The 15201-nt window shown below is 54.9% G+C and carries 29 protein-coding genes; all 29 read left to right on the forward strand.

The window, feature by feature from the left end; genetic code table 11:
* Positions 1–1164, forward strand: a 1164-nt coding sequence (gene tuf / locus ACTJK7_RS18845) for an elongation factor Tu (protein WP_440780296.1), incomplete at its 5' end; no start/stop codon positions are given.
* Positions 1165–1321: 157 nt separating this feature from the next.
* Positions 1322–1633 (forward strand): 30S ribosomal protein S10, encoded by a 312-nt coding sequence (gene rpsJ, locus ACTJK7_RS18850; protein ID WP_003186070.1) that lies wholly within the window; start codon positions 1322–1324, stop codon positions 1631–1633.
* Between the two features lie 80 nt (positions 1634–1713).
* Positions 1714–2349, forward strand: coding sequence for a 50S ribosomal protein L3 (rplC, locus tag ACTJK7_RS18855; protein WP_007955641.1), 636 nt, complete (start codon positions 1714–1716; stop codon positions 2347–2349).
* 12 nt (positions 2350–2361) lie between these two features.
* On the forward strand, positions 2362–2964 hold the full coding sequence (rplD, locus tag ACTJK7_RS18860; RefSeq protein WP_003228735.1) for a 50S ribosomal protein L4: 603 nt from the start codon (positions 2362–2364) through the stop codon (positions 2962–2964).
* On the forward strand, positions 2961–3260 hold the full coding sequence (rplW, locus tag ACTJK7_RS18865; protein WP_002555488.1) for a 50S ribosomal protein L23: 300 nt from the start codon (positions 2961–2963) through the stop codon (positions 3258–3260). Before rplD ends, rplW begins: the two co-directional genes overlap by 4 nt.
* A 14-nt stretch (positions 3261–3274) precedes the next feature.
* Positions 3275–4099: a 50S ribosomal protein L2 gene (gene rplB, locus ACTJK7_RS18870; RefSeq protein ID WP_003186055.1), complete on the forward strand. Its 825-nt coding sequence runs from the start codon at positions 3275–3277 to the stop codon at positions 4097–4099.
* Positions 4100–4115: 16 nt separating this feature from the next.
* Complete coding sequence (rpsS, locus tag ACTJK7_RS18875) at positions 4116–4391, forward strand: 30S ribosomal protein S19 (RefSeq protein ID WP_011336172.1); 276 nt, start codon at positions 4116–4118, stop codon at positions 4389–4391.
* Between the two features lie 11 nt (positions 4392–4402).
* The gene (gene rplV / locus ACTJK7_RS18880; protein WP_003103908.1) at positions 4403–4735 is read left to right on the forward strand and encodes a 50S ribosomal protein L22; all 333 of its coding nucleotides are present in this window, start codon (positions 4403–4405) and stop codon (positions 4733–4735) included.
* Positions 4736–4748: 13 nt separating this feature from the next.
* Positions 4749–5435, forward strand: coding sequence for a 30S ribosomal protein S3 (gene rpsC / locus ACTJK7_RS18885; RefSeq protein WP_003176422.1), 687 nt, complete (start codon positions 4749–4751; stop codon positions 5433–5435).
* A gap of 12 nt (positions 5436–5447) precedes the next feature.
* On the forward strand, positions 5448–5861 hold the full coding sequence (gene rplP / locus ACTJK7_RS18890) for a 50S ribosomal protein L16 (protein WP_003228729.1): 414 nt from the start codon (positions 5448–5450) through the stop codon (positions 5859–5861).
* The gene (gene rpmC / locus ACTJK7_RS18895) at positions 5861–6052 is read left to right on the forward strand and encodes a 50S ribosomal protein L29 (protein WP_002555481.1); all 192 of its coding nucleotides are present in this window, start codon (positions 5861–5863) and stop codon (positions 6050–6052) included. Before rplP ends, rpmC begins: the two co-directional genes overlap by 1 nt.
* A 2-nt stretch (positions 6053–6054) precedes the next feature.
* Entirely contained in the window at positions 6055–6321 is a 267-nt protein-coding gene (gene rpsQ, locus ACTJK7_RS18900) for a 30S ribosomal protein S17 (RefSeq protein ID WP_003194644.1), read from the forward strand.
* Positions 6322–6344: 23 nt separating this feature from the next.
* A complete protein-coding gene (rplN, locus tag ACTJK7_RS18905) occupies positions 6345–6713 on the forward strand; it encodes a 50S ribosomal protein L14 (RefSeq protein ID WP_002555479.1) in 369 nt (122 codons plus the stop codon).
* A gap of 11 nt (positions 6714–6724) precedes the next feature.
* On the forward strand, positions 6725–7039 hold the full coding sequence (rplX, locus tag ACTJK7_RS18910) for a 50S ribosomal protein L24 (protein WP_003186046.1): 315 nt from the start codon (positions 6725–6727) through the stop codon (positions 7037–7039).
* Between the two features lie 20 nt (positions 7040–7059).
* Positions 7060–7599, forward strand: coding sequence for a 50S ribosomal protein L5 (gene rplE / locus ACTJK7_RS18915; RefSeq protein WP_003210069.1), 540 nt, complete (start codon positions 7060–7062; stop codon positions 7597–7599).
* 13 nt (positions 7600–7612) lie between these two features.
* On the forward strand, positions 7613–7918 hold the full coding sequence (rpsN, locus tag ACTJK7_RS18920) for a 30S ribosomal protein S14 (protein ID WP_007955639.1): 306 nt from the start codon (positions 7613–7615) through the stop codon (positions 7916–7918).
* 209 nt (positions 7919–8127) lie between these two features.
* A complete protein-coding gene (gene rpsH / locus ACTJK7_RS18925) occupies positions 8128–8520 on the forward strand; it encodes a 30S ribosomal protein S8 (protein ID WP_011336171.1) in 393 nt (130 codons plus the stop codon).
* Between the two features lie 12 nt (positions 8521–8532).
* The gene (gene rplF, locus ACTJK7_RS18930; protein ID WP_011336170.1) at positions 8533–9066 is read left to right on the forward strand and encodes a 50S ribosomal protein L6; all 534 of its coding nucleotides are present in this window, start codon (positions 8533–8535) and stop codon (positions 9064–9066) included.
* A gap of 10 nt (positions 9067–9076) precedes the next feature.
* Complete coding sequence (gene rplR, locus ACTJK7_RS18935; RefSeq protein WP_003186037.1) at positions 9077–9427, forward strand: 50S ribosomal protein L18; 351 nt, start codon at positions 9077–9079, stop codon at positions 9425–9427.
* A 3-nt stretch (positions 9428–9430) separates the two neighbouring features.
* Positions 9431–9931, forward strand: coding sequence for a 30S ribosomal protein S5 (gene rpsE, locus ACTJK7_RS18940; RefSeq protein WP_007955637.1), 501 nt, complete (start codon positions 9431–9433; stop codon positions 9929–9931).
* Positions 9932–9933: 2 nt separating this feature from the next.
* Positions 9934–10110: a 50S ribosomal protein L30 gene (gene rpmD, locus ACTJK7_RS18945; protein WP_003176408.1), complete on the forward strand. Its 177-nt coding sequence runs from the start codon at positions 9934–9936 to the stop codon at positions 10108–10110.
* 3 nt (positions 10111–10113) lie between these two features.
* Entirely contained in the window at positions 10114–10551 is a 438-nt protein-coding gene (rplO, locus tag ACTJK7_RS18950; protein WP_003228720.1) for a 50S ribosomal protein L15, read from the forward strand.
* Positions 10552–11880: a preprotein translocase subunit SecY gene (secY, locus tag ACTJK7_RS18955; protein WP_003228718.1), complete on the forward strand. Its 1329-nt coding sequence runs from the start codon at positions 10552–10554 to the stop codon at positions 11878–11880.
* A gap of 27 nt (positions 11881–11907) precedes the next feature.
* Positions 11908–12024 (forward strand): 50S ribosomal protein L36, encoded by a 117-nt coding sequence (gene rpmJ / locus ACTJK7_RS18960; protein WP_002555468.1) that lies wholly within the window; start codon positions 11908–11910, stop codon positions 12022–12024.
* A 130-nt stretch (positions 12025–12154) separates the two neighbouring features.
* The gene (gene rpsM / locus ACTJK7_RS18965) at positions 12155–12511 is read left to right on the forward strand and encodes a 30S ribosomal protein S13 (protein WP_009045849.1); all 357 of its coding nucleotides are present in this window, start codon (positions 12155–12157) and stop codon (positions 12509–12511) included.
* 30 nt (positions 12512–12541) lie between these two features.
* Positions 12542–12931 carry a 30S ribosomal protein S11 gene (gene rpsK / locus ACTJK7_RS18970; RefSeq protein ID WP_002555466.1) on the forward strand — a complete coding sequence of 130 codons (390 nt, stop codon included), beginning with the start codon at positions 12542–12544 and terminating at the stop codon, positions 12929–12931.
* Positions 12932–12949: 18 nt separating this feature from the next.
* Positions 12950–13570, forward strand: a complete 621-nt coding sequence (gene rpsD, locus ACTJK7_RS18975) for a 30S ribosomal protein S4 (protein ID WP_011336168.1) — start codon at positions 12950–12952, stop codon at positions 13568–13570.
* Between the two features lie 26 nt (positions 13571–13596).
* A complete protein-coding gene (locus tag ACTJK7_RS18980; RefSeq protein ID WP_003186012.1) occupies positions 13597–14598 on the forward strand; it encodes a DNA-directed RNA polymerase subunit alpha in 1002 nt (333 codons plus the stop codon).
* A gap of 42 nt (positions 14599–14640) precedes the next feature.
* Positions 14641–15027 carry a 50S ribosomal protein L17 gene (gene rplQ / locus ACTJK7_RS18985; protein WP_007955635.1) on the forward strand — a complete coding sequence of 129 codons (387 nt, stop codon included), beginning with the start codon at positions 14641–14643 and terminating at the stop codon, positions 15025–15027.
* Positions 15028–15201 lie beyond the last annotated feature (174 nt).

The raw sequence follows: 15201 nt of genomic DNA on the forward strand, positions 1-15201 counted from the left end.
CCGCACGTCAACGTTGGCACCATCGGTCACGTAGACCATGGTAAAACCACGCTGACCGCTGCTCTGACTCGCGTTTGCTCCGAAGTTTTCGGTTCGGCCGTAGTTGAATTCGACAAGATCGACAGCGCTCCAGAAGAAAAAGCTCGCGGTATCACCATCAACACCGCGCACGTTGAGTACAACTCGAACATTCGTCACTACGCTCACGTTGACTGCCCAGGTCACGCTGACTACGTGAAGAACATGATCACTGGTGCTGCGCAGATGGACGGCGCGATCCTGGTTTGCTCGGCCGCTGATGGTCCGATGCCACAAACCCGTGAGCACATCCTGCTGTCCCGTCAGGTAGGCGTTCCGTACATCGTGGTTTTCCTGAACAAGGCTGACCTGGTGGACGACGCTGAGCTGCTGGAACTGGTTGAGATGGAAGTTCGCGACCTGCTGTCCACCTACGACTTCCCAGGCGACGACACTCCGATCATCATCGGTTCGGCTCGTATGGCGCTGGAAGGCAAAGACGACAACGAAATGGGCACCACCGCTGTTAAGAAGCTGGTGGAAACTCTGGACAGCTACATCCCAGAGCCAGAGCGTGCTATCGACAAGCCATTCCTGATGCCAATCGAAGACGTATTCTCGATCTCGGGTCGCGGTACTGTTGTAACCGGTCGTATCGAGCGCGGTATCGTTCGTGTTCAAGACGCCCTGGAAATCGTTGGTCTGCGTGACACTACCACCACCACCTGCACCGGTGTTGAGATGTTCCGCAAGCTGCTGGACGAAGGTCGTGCTGGCGAGAACTGCGGCGTTCTGCTGCGTGGCACCAAGCGTGACGACGTTGAGCGTGGTCAGGTTCTGGTTAAGCCGGGTTCGGTTAAGCCGCACACCAAGTTCACTGCAGAAGTTTACGTTCTGAGCAAGGAAGAAGGCGGTCGTCACACTCCGTTCTTCAAAGGCTACCGTCCACAGTTCTACTTCCGTACTACTGACGTGACCGGTAACTGCGAACTGCCAGAAGGCGTTGAAATGGTAATGCCAGGTGACAACATTCAGATGACTGTTACCCTGATCAAAACCATCGCGATGGAAGACGGTCTGCGTTTCGCAATCCGTGAAGGCGGCCGTACCGTTGGTGCTGGCGTCGTAGCTAAAATCATCGAGTGATCTCTTTATTGAGTCAGCTTTGATGAGTTGAAAAAGCCCCCGCTTAGCGGGGGCTTTTTTATTGGGTTGACACCTATCTGGGGCGTCTATAGAATTGCGCCTCCTTTTAACGGGCGTATTGCGCCCGGTGGGAATAGCAGCCGGAGTCTGAAATCCAATGCAAAATCAGCAAATCCGTATCAGGTTGAAGGCTTTTGACCATCGCCTGATCGACCAATCAACCCAGGAAATCGTGGAAACCGCGAAACGTACTGGTGCTCAAGTGCGTGGTCCAATTCCACTGCCTACCCGTAAAGAGCGGTTCACCGTTCTGGTTTCCCCGCACGTCAACAAAGACGCGCGTGACCAGTACGAGATCCGCACTCATAAGCGCGTTCTGGACATCGTCCAGCCAACGGATAAAACCGTTGATGCACTTATGAAGCTTGATCTTGCGGCCGGTGTGGAAGTGCAGATCAGCCTCGGCTAAGACTCGGTCTTGGTCGTGTAACGCTCTGAAATGGGCGGCCATAGCGGGTGAAAGCCCCGTACACTCATGAGGTTTACAACATGACTATTGGTGTAGTCGGTCGTAAAGCGGGTATGACCCGTATTTTCACCGAAGAAGGTGTCTCCATTCCGGTCACGGTCATTGAGATCGAGCCGAATCGCGTCACCCAGTTCAAAACTGAAGAAACCGATGGCTATCGTGCAGTGCAAGTCACTGTCGGCGAGCGTCGTGCTTCCCGTGTAACAGCTGCTCAGGCTGGCCACTTCGCCAAGGCGAACGTTGCCGCTGGTCGTACCGTAATGGAATTCCGCCTTGAAGAAGGCGAGTACCAGGCCGGCGATCTGATCAACGCTGAAATCTTCGCTGCTGGTCAACTGGTTGATGTAACCGGTCAGTCCAAAGGTAAAGGCTTCCAGGGTACGATCAAGCGTTGGAATTTCCGCGGGCAAGATAACACCCACGGTAACTCCGTATCCCACCGCGTCCCAGGCTCTATCGGCCAGTGCCAGACTCCTGGTCGTGTATTCAAGGGCAAAAAAATGTCCGGTCATATGGGCGCTGAGCGCGTGACCGTGCAGTCCCTGGAAGTAGTGCGCGTGGACGCTGAACGCAATCTGTTGCTGGTCAAGGGTGCTGTTCCTGGCGCTACTGGCGGCAACCTGGTTGTACGTCCAGCAGCCAAGGCTCGCGGTTAAGGGGAAGCTGACATGCAATTAAATGTAAATGACGCTCAAGCGATCGAAGTTTCCGAACTGACATTTGGCGGCGAATTCAACGAGACGCTGGTTCACCAAGCAGTCGTGGCCTACATGGCCGGCGGCCGTCAAGGTAGCAAGCAGCAAAAGACCCGTTCCGACGTTCGTGGTGGCGGTAAGCGCCCATGGCGTCAGAAAGGTACTGGCCGTGCTCGTGCCGGTACTATCCGTAGCCCAATCTGGCGCGGCGGCGGCACCACTTTCGCAGCTCGTCCACAGGATCACTCCCAGAAGCTGAACAAGAAGATGTACCGCGCAGCAATGCGTTCCATCCTTGCTGAGCTGGTGCGTACTGATCGTCTGGTCGTGGTTCAGGATTTCGCAGTTGAAACTCCGAAAACCAAAGACCTGCTGGGCAAACTGAACAACATGAGCCTGACCGACGTTCTGATCGTGTCGGACGCTGTTGATCAGAACCTGTACCTGGCTGCTCGCAACCTGCCGCACGTAGATGTGCGTGACGTGCAAGGTTCCGATCCAGTTAGTCTGATCGCATACGACAAGGTGTTGATCACCGTGTCGGCCGTGAAGAAATTCGAGGAGCTGCTGGGATGAACCAGGAACGCGTATTTAAAGTTCTGCTTGGCCCGCACGTTTCCGAGAAGGCTACGGTTCTGGCAGACAAGAAAGGCCAGTTCGTTTTCAAGGTTGCTACTGACGCAACCAAGCTGGAAATCAAGAAGGCCGTCGAAAGCCTGTTCAGCGTGAAAGTTGAGCGTGTTACTACCCTGAACGTTCTGGGTAAGAGCAAGCGCACCGCTCGCGGTCTGGGCAAGCGTAATGACTGGAAGAAGGCAGTTATCTCCCTTCAGCCAGGCCAAGATCTCGATTTCAGCAGCAGTGCTGAGTAAGGAAGGGGTGCATCATGGCAATCGTTAAATGCAAACCGACTTCCCCTGGCCGCCGTTTTGTGGTCAAGGTGGTCAACCAGGAGCTGCATAAAGGCGCTCCTCACGCACCGCTGCTCGAGAAAAAGTCGAAGTCTGGTGGTCGTAACAACAATGGCCGTATTACCACTCGTCACATCGGTGGTGGTCATAAGCAGCATTATCGTCTGGTCGACTTCCGTCGCAACGACAAAGATGGCATCGCTGCCACTGTCGAGCGTATCGAATACGATCCAAACCGTACTGCTCACATCGCTCTGCTGCTGTACGCAGATGGCGAGCGTCGCTACATCATCGCCCCTAAAGGCGTGAGCGCTGGCGACCAGCTGATCGCAGGTGCTCTGGCGCCGATCAAGCCGGGCAACGCTCTGCAACTGCGCAACATTCCAGTTGGTAGCACCGTACACGGCATCGAACTGAAGCCAGGTAAGGGCGCACAAATCGCTCGTTCCGCTGGTGCTTCGGCTCAGCTGATCGCTCGTGAAGGCGTTTACGTGACCCTGCGTCTGCGTTCCGGTGAAATGCGTAAAGTACTGGCTGAGTGCCGTGCGACCCTGGGCGAAGTCTCGAACTCCGAGCACAGCCTGCGTTCGCTGGGTAAAGCTGGTGCCAAGCGCTGGCGTGGCGTTCGCCCAACCGTTCGTGGTGTTGCCATGAACCCGGTTGACCACCCACATGGTGGTGGTGAAGGTCGTACCTCTGGTGGTCGTCATCCGGTATCGCCATGGGGCTTCCCGACTAAGGGCGCGAAGACTCGTGGTAATAAGCGTACCGACAAAATGATCGTCCGTCGTCGCAAGTAAATAGAGGGATACGACAGTGCCACGTTCTCTGAAAAAAGGTCCTTTTATTGATCTTCACCTACTGAAGAAGATCGAAGTGGCGGCGGAAAAGAACGATCGCAAACCAATTAAGACTTGGTCGCGTCGTTCGATGATCCTGCCACAGATGGTCGGTCTGACCATCGCAGTACACAACGGTCGTCAGCACGTCCCAGTTCTCGTTAACGAAGACATGGTCGGCCACAAACTGGGCGAGTTCGCCGGTACCCGCAACTATCGCGGGCACGTGGCAGACAAGAAAGCCAAGCGTTAAGGGGTAAGGAAATGGAAGTAGCCGCTAAGTTGTCGGGCGCTCGAATCTCCGCCCAGAAAGCCCGCTTGGTCGCCGACCAGATCCGCGGGAAGAAGGTGGGCGAAGCGCTCAACCTGTTGGCTTTCAGCAGTAAGAAAGCCGCCGAGATCATGAAAAAAGTGCTGGAGTCGGCCGTAGCCAACGCCGAGCATAACGAAGGCGCAGACGTTGATGACCTGAAGGTCAGCACCGTTTTCGTCAACGAAGGGCGTTCGCTGAAGCGCATCATGCCACGTGCCAAAGGCCGTGCTGATCGCATCGTCAAGCGGTCTTGCCATATCACTGTCAAGGTTGCTGACAAGTAACGGAGTCGAAGAGATGGGTCAGAAAGTACATCCCATTGGCATTCGCCTGGGAATCGTCAAGGAGCACACCTCCGTCTGGTACGCAGACGGTCGGACTTATGCGGACTACTTGTTCGCTGATCTGAAGGTGCGTGAATACCTCCAAGACAAACTAAAAAGCGCGTCCGTAAGCCGTATCGATATCCATCGTCCGGCCCAAACTGCACGCATCACCATCCACACCGCTCGTCCAGGTATCGTTATCGGGAAGAAAGGTGAAGATGTTGAGAAACTGCGTCAGGACCTGACCAAGCAAATGGGTGTGCCTGTGCACATCAATATCGAAGAGATCCGCAAGCCGGAACTCGACGGTATGCTGGTTGCGCAGAGCGTAGCTCAGCAGCTGGAGCGTCGTGTAATGTTCCGTCGCGCCATGAAGCGCGCTGTACAGAACGCCATGCGCATTGGTGCCAAAGGCATCAAAATCCAAGTGAGCGGTCGTCTCGGCGGTGCTGAAATCGCACGTACTGAATGGTATCGCGAAGGTCGTGTGCCACTGCACACCCTGCGTGCCGACATCGACTATGCCAACTACGAAGCTCACACCACTTACGGTGTGATCGGTGTAAAGGTTTGGATCTTCAAAGGCGAAGTAATTGGTGGTCGCCAAGAAGAGCTGAAGCCACAAGCACCAGCGCCTCGTAAAAAAGCTGCTAAGTAAGGGGTACGCCAAATGTTGCAACCTAAGCGTACGAAGTTCCGCAAGCAGATGACCGGCCACAACCGTGGTCTGGCACTGCGCGGTAGCAAAGTCAGCTTCGGCGAGTTCGCGCTGAAGTCTGTAGCTCGTGGTCGTCTCACCGCTCGTCAGATCGAGTCAGCGCGTCGTGCTCTGACCCGTCACGTAAAACGTGGCGGCAAGATCTGGATCCGTGTATTCCCGGACAAGCCGATCTCCAAAAAGCCTCTCGAGGTTCGTATGGGTAAAGGTAAGGGTAACGTGGAGTACTGGGTTGCCCAGATTCAGCCAGGCAAAGTCCTGTATGAAATCGAGGGTGTTTCTGAAGAGCTGGCGCGTGAGGCTTTCGCCCTGGCTGCTGCAAAGCTGCCGCTCGCCACCTCCTTTGTTAAACGGACGGTGATGTGATGAAAGCGAATGAACTTCGTGAAAAATCCGCACAGCAGCTGAACGAGCAACTGCTCGGCTTGCTGCGCGACCAGTTCAATCTGCGTATGCAGAAAGCAACTGGCCAGTTGGGGCAGTCTCATCTGCTCTCGCAAGTTAAGCGTGACATCGCTCGCGTGAAGACTGTGCTCAACCAGCAGGCAGGTAAGTGATCATGGCTGAAGCCGAAAAAACTGTCCGTACGCTGACTGGCCGTGTTGTCAGCGACAAGATGGACAAAACCATCACCGTTCTGATCGAGCGTCGCGTTAAGCACCCGATCTACGGTAAATACGTTAAGCGTTCGACTAAGCTGCACGCGCACGACGAAACCAACCAGTGCCACATCGGCGACAAAGTCACTATTCGTGAAACTCGTCCGATGGCCAAGACCAAGTCTTGGGCGCTGGTTGATGTTCTCGAACGCGCTGTGGAAGTCTAAGGGCTAGGGGTCGGAGAAATTATATGATTCAGACTCAATCCATGCTCGATGTGGCCGATAACAGCGGCGCTCGCCGCGTTATGTGCATCAAGGTGCTGGGTGGCTCCCATCGTCGTTACGCTGGTATCGGTGACATCATCAAAGTTACCGTGAAGGAAGCAATTCCTCGCGGTAAGGTGAAAAAAGGCCAAGTGATGACTGCTGTTGTAGTCCGCACTCGTCACGGCGTACGTCGTGCTGATGGCTCCATTATCCGCTTTGATGGCAACGCTGCTGTTCTTCTGAACAACAAGCAAGAGCCGATCGGCACCCGTATCTTTGGGCCAGTGACCCGTGAGCTTCGTACTGAGAAGTTCATGAAGATCGTCTCGCTCGCCCCAGAAGTGCTGTAAGGAGATCCGACATGCAAAAGATTCGTCGTGACGACGAGATCATCGTGATCGCCGGCAAAGACAAAGGTAAGCGCGGTAAGGTGCTGAAGGTTCTTGCTGACAACCGTCTGGTTGTTGGTGGTCTGAACCTGGTCAAGCGTCATACCAAGCCTAACCCGATGTCGGGCGTACAGGGCGGTATCGTCGAGAAAGAAGCGCCACTGCACGCTTCCAACGTCGCCATCTTCAACGGCGAAACCAACAAGGCTGACCGCGTTGGTTTCAAAGTAGAAGACGGTAAGAAAATTCGTGTCTTCAAGTCGACCCAAAAAGCGGTTGATGCTTGAACACTGCTAGGTAGAAGACCATGGCACGACTAAAAGAGATTTACCGGAAGGAAATCGCTCCGAAACTTAAGGAAGAACTTAAGCTTTCGAACGTGATGGAAGTTCCGCGCGTTACCAAAATCACCCTGAACATGGGTCTGGGCGAAGCGATCGGCGACAAAAAAGTCATCGAGCACGCTGTTGCTGACCTGGAAAAGATCACCGGCCAGAAAGTCGTTGTGACCTACGCTCGCAAATCCATCGCTGGCTTTAAAGTCCGTGAAGGTTGGCCGATCGGCGTCAAAGTGACCCTGCGCCGTGAGCGTATGTACGAGTTCCTGGATCGTCTGCTGTCGATCTCCCTGCCTCGGGTTCGCGACTTCCGCGGCCTGAATGCCAAGTCCTTCGATGGTCGTGGCAACTACAGCATGGGCGTGAAAGAGCAGATCATTTTCCCGGAAATCGACTACGACAAGATCGATGCTCTCCGCGGTCTGGACATTACCCTGACCACCACTGCCAAGAACGATGATGAAGGCCGCGCTCTGCTGCGTGCTTTCAAATTCCCGTTCCGCAACTGATTGGAGTAGGAAAATGGCCAAGAAGAGCATGAAAAACCGTGAGCTGAAGCGTCAGCTCACCGTTGCCAAGTACGCCGTCAAGCGTGCAGCGCTTAAAGCTATCATCGTCGATCTGAACGCAAGTCCAGAAGCGCGTTGGGAGGCTACCGTAGCTCTGCAGAAGCAACCACGTGACGCAAGCGCTTCGCGTATGCGTAACCGTTGCCGTCTGACCGGTCGTCCGCACGGCGTTTACCGCAAGTTCGGCCTCGGCCGTAACAAACTGCGTGAAGCGGCAATGCGTGGTGACGTACCAGGTCTGGTTAAAGCCAGCTGGTAATTGCTGTCAAAGCCTTGATGGTCGGGGTCGAAAGAACCTGACCATCGGTGGCCTTGAGATTGAATCAAGCCCCTTTTGGGGCTTGATTCATTTCTGGGGTATGTCTAGAATGACCGGCTCGCCTGAGCCCGTGTTTTTTATGCCCGGAGTTTCTCGGCGACAAGTAGTAGCCGCAAGGCTAATTTTTCTGTATTAGGAGCGTCTAGCCCATGAGTATGCAGGACCCGTTAGCGGACATGCTAACTCGAATCCGTAATGCCCAGATGGCTGAAAAGTCCGTCGTAAGCATGCCGTCTTCCACGTTGAAGGTGGCTGTAGCAAAAGTCCTGAAGGACGAAGGTTACATCGCGGGTTATCAGATCAGCAGCGAAACCAAACCGCTGCTGTCCATCGAGCTGAAATACTTCGAAGGCCGTCCGGTCATCGAGGAAGTGAAGCGCGTTAGCCGTCCAGGCCTGCGTCAGTACAAGTCCGTCGAAGAGCTGCCAAAAGTACGTGGCGGTCTCGGTGTGTCTATCGTCTCCACCAACAAAGGTGTGATGACTGATCGTGCTGCGCGCGCTGCCGGTGTCGGCGGCGAAGTTCTTTGCACTGTGTTCTAAGGGGGGATAAGCATGTCTCGCGTCGCTAAGAACCCCGTTAAGCTGCCAGCCGGTGTCGAAGTAAAATTCGCAGGCCAACAGCTTTCGGTGAAGGGTGCCAAGGGTACTCTTGAACTGAACGTCCATTCGTCCGTTGAAGTCGTTGAAGAAGCCGGTGAGCTGCGTTTTGCTGCTCGCAATGGCGATCAACAGACTCGCGCAATGGCCGGTACCACTCGTGCGTTGGTAAACAACATGGTCCAGGGCGTAAGCCAAGGCTTCGAGCGCAAGCTCCAGCTGGTCGGTGTTGGTTACAAAGCGCAAGCAAAAGGTCAGGTGCTGAACCTGGCTCTTGGCTTCTCGCACCCAGTGGATTACGAACTGCCGGAAGGCATCACCGCTGAGACTCCTAGCCAGACCGATATCCTGATCAAGGGCATCGACAAGCAGCTGGTAGGTCAAGTGGCCGCCGAGATCCGCGACTTCCGTCCACCAGAGCCGTACAAAGGCAAAGGTGTGCGCTACGCGGACGAAGTCGTCCGTCGTAAAGAAGCCAAGAAGAAGTAGGGCATAGCAAATGACCGACAAAAAAGTTACTCGACTGCGTCGCGCTCGCAAAGCACGCCTGAAAATGCACGAACTCGAAGTCGTGCGTCTCTGCGTGTTCCGCTCTTCGCAGCACATCTACGCCCAGGTCATTTCGGCCGACGGCAACAAAGTCCTGGCAAGCGCCTCGACTTTGGATAAAGAACTGCGTGATGGCGCCACTGGCAACATCGACGCGGCCACTAAGGTTGGCCAGCTGGTCGCTACGCGTGCTAAGGCCGCTGGCGTCTCGCAGGTGGCTTTCGACCGCTCTGGCTTCAAGTACCACGGCCGCGTTAAAGCGCTGGCTGATGCTGCTCGTGAAGCTGGGCTGGAGTTCTAAGTTATGTCAAATAACGACCAAAAGCGCGACGAAGGCTACATCGAGAAGCTGGTTCAAGTTAACCGCGTAGCCAAAACCGTAAAAGGCGGCCGTATCTTCACTTTCACCGCGTTGACCGTGGTTGGTGATGGTAAAGGGCGTGTTGGCTTCGGCCGTGGCAAGTCGCGTGAAGTGCCTGCTGCGATCCAGAAGGCAATGGAAGCTGCTCGCCGCAACATGATCCAGGTTGATCTGAACGGCACTACTCTGCAGTACGCAATGAAGTCTGCTCATGGCGCTTCGAAGGTGTACATGCAGCCTGCTTCTGAAGGTACCGGTATCATCGCTGGCGGCGCTATGCGTGCTGTCCTCGAAGTTGCTGGCGTTCAGAACGTTCTGGCCAAGTGCTACGGCTCGACTAACCCTGTAAACGTGGTTCACGCCACTTTCAAGGGTCTGAAGGCTATGCAGTCTCCTGAATCCATTGCAGCCAAACGTGGCCTGCGTGTTGAGGAGATCAAGTAATCATGGCTACCGTTAAAGTTACGCTGATCAAAAGCATGACCGGCCGCATCCCTAACCACAAACTGTGCGTTAAGGGTCTGGGTCTGCGTCGCATCGGTCACACTGTAGAAGTCCAGGATACTCCCGAGAATCGCGGGATGATCAACAAGGCTTACTACATGCTGCGTGTCGAGGGTTAATCGATGAAACTCAATGATCTGAGTCCAGCGCCGGGTTCCCGTCGCGAAAAGCATCGTCCGGGCCGTGGTATCGGTAGTGGTTTGGGTAAGACTGGTGGCCGTGGTCACAAAGGTCAGACTTCCCGCTCCGGTGGCACCATTGCTCCAGGCTTTGAAGGCGGTCAACAGCCGCTGCATCGTCGCCTGCCGAAGTTCGGTTTCGTTTCCCTGAAGGCTATGGATCGCGCAGAAGTGCGTCTGTCCGAGCTGGCTAAAGTGGAAGGCGACATCGTCACCGTGCAGTCCCTGAAAGATGCCAACGTGATCAACGTCAACGTACAGCGTGTGAAAATCATGCTGTCCGGTGAAGTGACTCGCGCTGTCACTATCGGCAAGGGAATCGGCGCCACCAAAGGTGCGCGTGCGGCTATCGAAGCAGCTGGCGGCAAGTTCGAGGAATAAATGGCTAAGCAAGGTGCTCTCTCTGCGCTCGGCAAAGGCGGTATGTCTGAACTTTGGGCTCGTCTGCGTTTTCTGTTCCTGGCGATTATCGTCTACCGAATAGGCGCACACATCCCGGTTCCAGGTATCAACCCGGACCGACTCGCAGACCTGTTTCGACAGAATGAGGGGACCATTCTTAGCTTGTTCAACATGTTTTCCGGCGGCGCGCTGGAGCGGATGAGCATCTTTGCGTTGGGGATCATGCCGTACATTTCGGCATCGATCATCATGCAGTTGATGACCGCCGTCAGCCCGCAGCTGGAGCAGTTGAAGAAGGAAGGTGAAGCTGGCCGTCGCAAGATCAGCCAGTACACCCGCTACGGCACCGTCGTCCTCGCTCTCGTTCAGGCCATTGGCATGTCCATTGGTCTGGCGGGGCAGGGCGTTGCGTTCACTGGTGACTTTGGCTTCCATTTCGTCGCGGTTTCCACGTTTGTGGCTGGCGCGATGTTCATGATGTGGCTGGGTGAGCAGATTACTGAGCGTGGTGTAGGCAACGGTATCTCGATGTTGATTTTTTCGGGTATCGTCGCCGGTCTTCCGAGAGCAATCGGGCAGTCTTTCGAGTCTGCGCGTCAGGGCGATATCAACATCTTCGCCTTGGTTGCCATCGGTTTGCTGGCAGTAGCGATTATCGGTTTCGTGGTGTTCATTGAGCGTGGTCAGCGTCGTATCGCTGTTCACTACGCCAAGCGTCAGCAGGGCCGCAAGGTTTTTGCTGCACAGACAAGCCACTTGCCGCTGAAGGTGAACATGGCCGGTGTTATTCCGGCTATTTTCGCGAGCAGCATTTTGCTGTTCCCGGCTTCGTTGGGTGCCTGGTTTGGTCAGTCTGAAGGTATGGGCTGGTTGCAGGACATCTCGCAGTCGATCGCTCCTGGTCAGCCGTTGAATATTCTGCTGTTTAGTGCAGGGATTATTTTCTTCTGCTTCTTCTATACGGCGTTGATGTTCAATCCGAAAGACGTAGCGGAAAACCTGAAGAAGTCCGGTGCCTTTATTCCGGGCATCCGTCCAGGTGAGCAGTCCGCACGCTATATTGATGGCGTTCTGACTCGCTTGACCATGTTCGGTGCTCTTTACATGACGGCCGTGTGCTTGTTGCCCCAGTTCCTGGTGGTTGCAGCAAACGTTCCGTTCTACCTTGGCGGGACCTCGTTGCTGATCGTGGTCGTGGTTGTGATGGACTTCATGTCCCAAGTACAATCGCACCTCGTTTCGCACCAGTACGAATCCCTGATGAAGAAAGCCAACCTGAAGGGTTACGGCAGCGGCATGTTGCGCTGAGTACCCATAAGGTTCGAGGAGTTGGTGATGAAAGTTCGTGCATCGGTGAAAAAGCTGTGCCGTAACTGCAAGATTATTCGCCGCGAAGGTGTTGTTCGAGTAATTTGCAGCGCGGAACCGCGTCACAAACAGCGCCAAGGCTGAGTGTGATTGTGCTTCAAGCCCGGTAGCTAGTGCGCTACCGGGTTGATTATTTGTTATTACAGCGATATTATCTCGCGCCCTATTTCTTGGCTTCCGGGGCGTAGGTAGCTGTCAATTGGAGTCCCACTGAATGGCCCGTATTGCAGGCGTTAACATTCCAGATAACAAGCATACTGTTATCTCGCTGACCTACATCTATGGTGTTGGTCGCACTACTGCACAGAAGATCTGTGCAGAGACTGGGGTAAACCCAGCCGCAAAGATCAAGGATCTGAGCGACGAGCAGATTGAACAGCTGCGTGGCGAAGTGGCGAAGTTCACCACTGAAGGTGACCTGCGTCGCGAAATCAACATGAAAATCAAGCGCTTGATGGACCTCGGTTGCTATCGCGGTCTGCGTCATCGTCGTGGTCTGCCAGTACGCGGTCAGCGTACCAAGACCAACGCGCGTACCCGTAAAGGTCCGCGTAAGCCGATCCGCAAGTAATCGCCCCAGCGAATCGACAGGAATTTAATCATGGCAAAACCTGCTGCTCGTCCTCGTAAAAAAGTTAAAAAGACAGTGGTTGATGGCATCGCCCACATCCATGCCTCTTTTAACAACACCATCGTGACCATCACCGACCGTCAAGGTAACGCTCTTTCCTGGGCTACCTCCGGTGGTTCGGGTTTCCGCGGTTCCCGCAAGTCCACCCCGTTCGCTGCTCAGGTAGCCGCTGAACGTGCTGGTCAAGCTGCGCTGGAATACGGCCTGAAAAACCTCGACGTGAACGTCAAGGGCCCAGGTCCAGGTCGTGAATCCGCAGTCCGCGCTTTGAACGGCTGTGGCTACAAGATCGCCAGCATCACCGACGTGACGCCAATCCCGCACAACGGGTGCCGTCCGCCGAAGAAGCGCCGCGTGTAATCCAGGAGATTGTAAAGAATGGCTCGTTACATTGGTCCAAAATGCAAACTCGCTCGTCGCGAAGGCACCGATCTCTTCCTGAAGAGCGGCGTGCGCGCGATCGAATCGAAGTGCAACATTGAAGCAGCACCTGGTATCCACGGCCAACGCCGCGGTCGCCAGTCCGATTACGGCACCCAACTGCGCGAAAAGCAGAAGGTCCGTCGTATCTACGGCGTTCTCGAGCGTCAGTTCAGCGGCTACTACAAGGCTGCTGCCAGCAAGAAAGGTGCAACCGGTGAAAACCTGCTGCAACTGCTCGAATGCCGTCTGGACAACGTTGTATACCGTATGGGCTTCGGTTCGACTCGTGCCGAATCCCGTCAGCTGGTATCGCACAAGTCGATCAGCGTTAACGGTCAGACCGTAAACGTTCCGTCCTACCAGGTTCGTGCTGGTGACGTGGTTGCTGTTCGCGAGAAGGCAAAGAACCAACTTCGCATTGTCCAAGCTCTCGAGCTGTGCGCCCAACGTGGTCGCGTAGAATGGGTAGAGGTAGATGCTGAGAAGAAGTCGGGCGTTTTCAAGAACGTTCCTGCTCGCAGTGATCTGTCCGCCGACATCAACGAAAGCCTGATTGTCGAGCTCTACTCCAAGTAAGTAAGGGCTAGAAAATAGGTGCATCCATGCAGATTTCGGTAAATGAGTTCCTGACACCCCGCCACATTGATGTGCAGGTTGTCAGTCCAACCCGCGCCAAGATCACTCTCGAGCCTCTCGAGCGTGGTTTTGGCCACACCCTGGGCAACGCGCTGCGCCGCATCCTGTTGTCCTCAATGCCCGGCTGCGCAGTAGTCGAGGCCGAGATTGACGGTGTGCTCCACGAGTACAGCGCCATCGAAGGTGTACAGGAAGACGTAATTGAAATCCTGTTGAACCTTAAAGGTCTGGCCATCAAGCTGCACGGTCGTGACGAAGTTACGCTGACCTTGTCGAAGAAGGGTTCGGGGGTGGTTACCGCTGCCGATATTCAGCTGGATCATGATGTCGAGATCGTTAATCCCGATCACGTAATCGCTAACCTGGCGTCTAACGGCGCCCTGAACATGAAGCTCACCGTAGCTCGTGGTCGTGGTTATGAACCAGCCGACTCGCGTCAGAGCGATGAAGACGAAAGCCGCAGCATCGGTCGCTTGCAGCTCGACTCTTCGTTCAGCCCGGTTCGCCGTATCGCATACGTGGTGGAAAACGCCCGTGTCGAGCAGCGTACCAACCTGGACAAGCTGGTTATTGATCTGGAAACCAACGGTACCCTGGATCCTGAAGAGGCTATCCGCCGCGCTGCAACCATCCTGCAACAGCAGTTGGCTGCGTTCGTCGACCTCAAGGGTGACAGTGAGCCAGTGGTTGTCGAGCAGGAAGACGAGATCGATCCGATCCTGCTTCGCCCGGTTGACGATCTGGAACTGACTGTACGTTCGGCTAACTGCCTTAAGGCGGAAAACATCTACTACATCGGCGACCTGATTCAGCGTACCGAAGTAGAGCTGTTGAAGACTCCGAACCTGGGCAAGAAATCCTTGACCGAAATCAAGGACGTTCTGGCCTCCCGCGGTCTGTCCCTCGGCATGCGCCTCGACAACTGGCCGCCTGCAAGTCTTAAGAAGGACGACAAGGCGACTGCCTGATCGTCGTAATCACCGAACGTAGTGTTTGGTAAGGAATGAACCATGCGTCATCGTAAAAGTGGGCGTCACCTGAGCCGCACCAGCTCGCACCGCAAGGCCATGTTCCAGAACATGGCGGTGTCGCTGTTCGAGCACGAGCTGATCAAAACTACTCTGCCAAAAGCCAAAGAACTGCGCCGCGTTGCCGAGCCGCTGATCACTCTGGCCAAGACAGACAGCGTTGCTAACCGTCGTCTGGCTTTCGACCGTACTCGTTCGAAAGCTATCGTTGGTAAGCTCTTCAACGACCTGGGCAAGCGTTACGCTACCCGTGAGGGTGGCTACCTGCGCATCCTCAAGTGCGGTTTCCGCGCTGGCGACAACGCGCCTATGGCGTACGTCGAGCTGGTTGATCGTGCTGTCGGCGGTGAAGCTGTATCCGCTGAGTAAGACATCAGTCTGAAACAAGGAACCGGGCCTAGTGCCCGGTTTTTTGTGCCTGTAAGAAATGCGCTGTTCGTACAAGCTTCTACCCTGTTTGGGTCTGCACTATGTGCGGGGATTTATCGTTAGTTTTTATCTATTGCTGACCATAAGTTAATGAATTTGTGGCTGTCATATTGA

This window comes from Pseudomonas sp. 22085 (genome assembly GCF_052045815.1).
In the GTDB taxonomy this organism is placed as follows: domain Bacteria; phylum Pseudomonadota; class Gammaproteobacteria; order Pseudomonadales; family Pseudomonadaceae; genus Aquipseudomonas; species Aquipseudomonas glycinae.

Excerpts from the sequence above, each read along its gene's own strand:
- rplC (WP_007955641.1), top strand. The coding sequence starts at position 1,714 with ATGACTATTGGTGTAGTCGGTCGTAAAGCGGGTATGACCCGTATTTTC.
- rpsQ (WP_003194644.1), top strand. The coding sequence starts at position 6,055 with ATGGCTGAAGCCGAAAAAACTGTCCGTACGCTGACTGGCCGTGTTGTC.
- rpsE (WP_007955637.1), top strand. The coding sequence starts at position 9,431 with ATGTCAAATAACGACCAAAAGCGCGACGAAGGCTACATCGAGAAGCTG.
- rplB (WP_003186055.1), top strand. The coding sequence starts at position 3,275 with ATGGCAATCGTTAAATGCAAACCGACTTCCCCTGGCCGCCGTTTTGTG.
- rplR (WP_003186037.1), top strand. The coding sequence starts at position 9,077 with ATGACCGACAAAAAAGTTACTCGACTGCGTCGCGCTCGCAAAGCACGC.
- rplO (WP_003228720.1), top strand. The coding sequence starts at position 10,114 with ATGAAACTCAATGATCTGAGTCCAGCGCCGGGTTCCCGTCGCGAAAAG.
- rplD (WP_003228735.1), top strand. The coding sequence starts at position 2,362 with ATGCAATTAAATGTAAATGACGCTCAAGCGATCGAAGTTTCCGAACTG.
- rpsK (WP_002555466.1), top strand. The coding sequence starts at position 12,542 with ATGGCAAAACCTGCTGCTCGTCCTCGTAAAAAAGTTAAAAAGACAGTG.
- rplP (WP_003228729.1), top strand. The coding sequence starts at position 5,448 with ATGTTGCAACCTAAGCGTACGAAGTTCCGCAAGCAGATGACCGGCCAC.
- rplV (WP_003103908.1), top strand. The coding sequence starts at position 4,403 with ATGGAAGTAGCCGCTAAGTTGTCGGGCGCTCGAATCTCCGCCCAGAAA.
- rpsN (WP_007955639.1), top strand. The coding sequence starts at position 7,613 with ATGGCCAAGAAGAGCATGAAAAACCGTGAGCTGAAGCGTCAGCTCACC.
- rpsM (WP_009045849.1), top strand. The coding sequence starts at position 12,155 with ATGGCCCGTATTGCAGGCGTTAACATTCCAGATAACAAGCATACTGTT.
- secY (WP_003228718.1), top strand. The coding sequence starts at position 10,552 with ATGGCTAAGCAAGGTGCTCTCTCTGCGCTCGGCAAAGGCGGTATGTCT.
- rpsH (WP_011336171.1), top strand. The coding sequence starts at position 8,128 with ATGAGTATGCAGGACCCGTTAGCGGACATGCTAACTCGAATCCGTAAT.
- rplX (WP_003186046.1), top strand. The coding sequence starts at position 6,725 with ATGCAAAAGATTCGTCGTGACGACGAGATCATCGTGATCGCCGGCAAA.
- rpsD (WP_011336168.1), top strand. The coding sequence starts at position 12,950 with ATGGCTCGTTACATTGGTCCAAAATGCAAACTCGCTCGTCGCGAAGGC.
- rpmJ (WP_002555468.1), top strand. The coding sequence starts at position 11,908 with ATGAAAGTTCGTGCATCGGTGAAAAAGCTGTGCCGTAACTGCAAGATT.
- rplF (WP_011336170.1), top strand. The coding sequence starts at position 8,533 with ATGTCTCGCGTCGCTAAGAACCCCGTTAAGCTGCCAGCCGGTGTCGAA.
- rplW (WP_002555488.1), top strand. The coding sequence starts at position 2,961 with ATGAACCAGGAACGCGTATTTAAAGTTCTGCTTGGCCCGCACGTTTCC.
- rplQ (WP_007955635.1), top strand. The coding sequence starts at position 14,641 with ATGCGTCATCGTAAAAGTGGGCGTCACCTGAGCCGCACCAGCTCGCAC.
- ACTJK7_RS18980 (WP_003186012.1), top strand. The coding sequence starts at position 13,597 with ATGCAGATTTCGGTAAATGAGTTCCTGACACCCCGCCACATTGATGTG.
- rpmD (WP_003176408.1), top strand. The coding sequence starts at position 9,934 with ATGGCTACCGTTAAAGTTACGCTGATCAAAAGCATGACCGGCCGCATC.
- rplE (WP_003210069.1), top strand. The coding sequence starts at position 7,060 with ATGGCACGACTAAAAGAGATTTACCGGAAGGAAATCGCTCCGAAACTT.
- rpsJ (WP_003186070.1), top strand. The coding sequence starts at position 1,322 with ATGCAAAATCAGCAAATCCGTATCAGGTTGAAGGCTTTTGACCATCGC.
- rplN (WP_002555479.1), top strand. The coding sequence starts at position 6,345 with ATGATTCAGACTCAATCCATGCTCGATGTGGCCGATAACAGCGGCGCT.
- rpmC (WP_002555481.1), top strand. The coding sequence starts at position 5,861 with ATGAAAGCGAATGAACTTCGTGAAAAATCCGCACAGCAGCTGAACGAG.
- rpsC (WP_003176422.1), top strand. The coding sequence starts at position 4,749 with ATGGGTCAGAAAGTACATCCCATTGGCATTCGCCTGGGAATCGTCAAG.